Origin of the sequence: Nocardia sp. 852002-20019_SCH5090214, from assembly GCF_001665865.1 — a bacterium.
In the GTDB taxonomy this organism is placed as follows: domain Bacteria; phylum Actinomycetota; class Actinomycetes; order Mycobacteriales; family Mycobacteriaceae; genus Nocardia; species Nocardia nova.
Genome location: NZ_LZMK01000356.1, coordinates 1 through 2,823, shown reverse-complemented (window position 1 = coordinate 2,823; position 2,823 = coordinate 1). Strand labels below are relative to the sequence as shown.

At 68.7% G+C, this 2,823-nt stretch carries 5 protein-coding genes; 1 reads left to right on the top strand and 4 read right to left on the bottom strand.

Features of this window, described 5'->3' with window-relative positions; translation table 11 throughout:
- The 4 genes from A5780_RS40375 to A5780_RS27465 all read right to left on the bottom strand — a co-directional run.
- On the bottom strand, window positions 1–512 hold a 512-nt coding region (locus A5780_RS40375), incomplete at its 3' end, for a ParB/Srx family N-terminal domain-containing protein (RefSeq protein WP_197521889.1).
- 97 nt (window positions 513–609) lie between these two features.
- Window positions 610–849 (bottom strand): hypothetical protein, encoded by a 240-nt coding sequence (locus A5780_RS27475; protein WP_064910143.1) that lies wholly within the window; start codon window positions 847–849, stop codon window positions 610–612.
- Between the two features lie 60 nt (window positions 850–909).
- Window positions 910–1,950 carry a DUF4192 domain-containing protein gene (locus tag A5780_RS27470; protein WP_156769690.1) on the bottom strand — a complete coding sequence of 347 codons (1,041 nt, stop codon included), beginning with the start codon at window positions 1,948–1,950 and terminating at the stop codon, window positions 910–912.
- 84 nt (window positions 1,951–2,034) lie between these two features.
- Window positions 2,035–2,604, bottom strand: a complete 570-nt coding sequence (locus A5780_RS27465) for a DNA-processing protein DprA (protein ID WP_231983114.1) — start codon at window positions 2,602–2,604, stop codon at window positions 2,035–2,037.
- A 23-nt stretch (window positions 2,605–2,627) separates the two neighbouring features.
- Here A5780_RS27465 and A5780_RS42235 point away from each other — a divergent pair.
- The coding region (locus tag A5780_RS42235) for a hypothetical protein (protein ID WP_231983113.1) at window positions 2,628–2,823 on the top strand (196 nt) is incomplete at its 3' end.

Here is a 2,823-nt window from a genome sequence, read left to right as displayed (position 1 = left end):
ATACCGGCGGCGTAGTCGGCCTGGGTCAACGGGATCCGACGCTCGTTGAGATTGATCTGCGCCATCGTGCGATCGATACGACGCTGCTTCACATCGACGTCGGTGGGTGCGTCGGTGATCCACACCGGAACCCGGGTAAGGCCGACGGCTTGGGCGATCAACACCCGCACCTGACCATCGAGCACATGCACCGACCCATCGGGTTCGCGTTCGGCCAGCACCGGAGCGCCGACACCGAACTCCCGGATCGAGGCGGCCTGCTTCGGATGCTCGGCGACATCGAAGCCGGTGCGCACATTCTCCGCGATCACCAACTCCCGCGGATCCATATACGCCGCGATCGCATTCGGCGGAACCTCCAGCTCGGCCCCGCCGGCGGGGTGCGGGTCGCGCTCATTCTCGGCGGCCTCGGCACTGGTGGCGGATTCCGCACCGGTGGCATCACCGAGGGGGGTGGGCGAGGCGGCGGCGGGTTCGATGTCGGGCACGACGGTGAGAGTGGTGGGGCTCAAAGGAGACCTCCTATGAGATGACGAACGGCGCGGCCCCACCGATATGAATAGCGGTGGGACCGCGCCGATCTGGACGGTGAACCGGAACAGAGGTGGGTCAGGCGGCTGCCTGGCTCGAGCTGCGGGTGACGTTGATCGGGTGCAGGCGCAGCACGCCGTGCTCGTCGTCGAGATAGGCCCAGTGGCGACCGCGCCACCCGGTGTGCTCGCCGCCCCAACGGTCGGCGACAGCGGAATCCATCTCGGCGAGCGTGGCGGTGGTGCCCGCGGCGCCGCGGTGTTCGAGTCGATCGAATTCCGCGCGGGACAGGGTCGGGACAGAGTTCGCGGACGGCATGAACAATCACCTTTCTGATCGGGAACGAAAACGAGGAGACGAGAAGAGAGGCGACGCTGGTCAGCGGTGCAGGTCGACGCCGAGTGCGTCGGCGATGTCGTGTGCGTAGGTGACGACAGCACCGAGTCGGGGTGGGGGTGTGCCGTCTCGCAGTGTGGTGTCGAGGGACCGGGCGAACCGGTGCTGTGGGTCGGCGTCCAGGGCTGCGTCCAGCGCGATCGAGGCCAGCACTCCATCGCCTCGGTGATAGGCCGAGAACGCCAGCAGAGCCGCGGCATGGGCGCGTTCGGGATCGGGCAGGCTGCGGGTGAGCAGCGCCCACAACCGTTCAGCCGCGTCGACACGGGCAGTGCCAGCCAGCCCGAGCATGCAATGGCGCACGGCGGCTGTGCGTAGCGCCACCGTGAGTGCGGCCATATCCGCCGGAGTCAGCGCCGAACCTGCCGCCAGCGTGTCAATGTGTTCGATCACCATGGCGACGGTGTCGGTGATCTCGCCGGACGCGCGCTGCGTGCGGAGGCTGGCGACCTCAGGGAGCAGTGCGCGGACCTGGTCGGCCAGCGCCGGGTCGGGCTCGATCAGGCGGGTCAGTTCCTCGCGTGAACGACGGATCGGATGTCCCGCGACGACGAACGTGGCGGCGAGCGCCGACGCGTCGGGGTCGGGCACGACGCCGGACTCCGTGGCATCGAGCAGGCTCCACCACCGCGCGCCTGCGTCGATCACGCGGGTCGCCCACGCCGACGCCAGAACAACACCACGTGAGGTGAGGGCACGGTCGAGGATTTCGACGGTGTGGGTGTGCCTGCTCGGCGGCGCGGACGCCGGTTGCGCGGTGCTGTCGACGATGAGAACCAATACTGCCGAGGCGTTTTCGTTCGCGGCGACGTCGGCCAGTTGCGTTACGACGCCGGCGAGCTGCTTGTCGCTGATGCGGAGGTCGTGGCGTGCGACGACTTTGATGCAGACCTCGTCGGCGGGAGGGCGGCGTTCGAGAAGTGCCACAACCAATGAATCGACCGGGTAAAAGCCGAGCAGGGCCGGCACGGCGGCGATGAATTCACCCGGGGCAGACATGCGTAGTGTCGACGGCTGAGTCATGAACAATCCCTTCACTGGACAACGAATCGGAGACGGCCGACACAGCTGACTGGGGCGCGGGCAGCCAGGTCGGCGTGTTCGCAGTCACCTCAGGAAGTGGTGGATGTCGCGGCCGCTGATGATCAGGCGCGCGCGGCCGGTAGCGATCAACTCGTGCGGCAGCGCGGTGGTCGCACTGGTCACCGGCCCTGGAACCGCGAACACCGGAACCCGATGGCGCACAGCGTGCGCCGCGATCGCGGCGGGTTCACCGCCTGGTGTGGACTCGATAATCAGCACGGCCCGCGACAGCGCGGCCAGCAGGCGAGTCTGGGCACGGCGACGGGCCCGGGTCACCGACGTACCGGGCGGGTATTCGGATACCAACAGTCCGCTGGTGGCGATGGTGGCGAGTAGTCCGGAATGTCCGGGCGGGTGAGCGACGTCGATCCCGGCCGCGAGAACCGCGACCGGACTGCCGTGCTCGGCTAGTGCGGCTTTGTGTGCGGCTGCGGCGACGCCGTATGCGCTGCCCGCCACGACATTCCAGCCCAGGGTGGTGAGTTCGGCGGCGAACCGGCCGGTGACGGTGCGGCCGTATCCGGTCGCCGCGCGGGAACCGGTGACGGTGATCGCCCGCCCCGTGAGGGTGTCGAGGCGGGCGGAGCCGCGCAGGTAGAGCGAGAACGGGCCGGATTGTGTGGCGCGGTCCAGCCGCGCCAGCTGCCACGGCCATCGGCGTCATCGCGAGTGATCAGCCGCGCTCCGAGCTCGTCGAGACGGTCGAGATCGCGGCGCGCGTGCTCCTCAAGACTGTAAGGGATCGCGAAACCGGCGTGTCCGCGGCGGATCCGATCCGCTATCTCGCTGGTGGGCCCGGACTGGCACCGCAGC

What these genes read in the sequence shown, in the direction of transcription:
- A5780_RS27470 (WP_156769690.1), bottom strand. Translation starts at nt 1,950, where the DNA reads ATGACTCAGCCGTCGACACTACGCATGTCTGCCCCGGGTGAATTCATC.
- A5780_RS27475 (WP_064910143.1), bottom strand. Translation starts at nt 849, where the DNA reads ATGCCGTCCGCGAACTCTGTCCCGACCCTGTCCCGCGCGGAATTCGAT.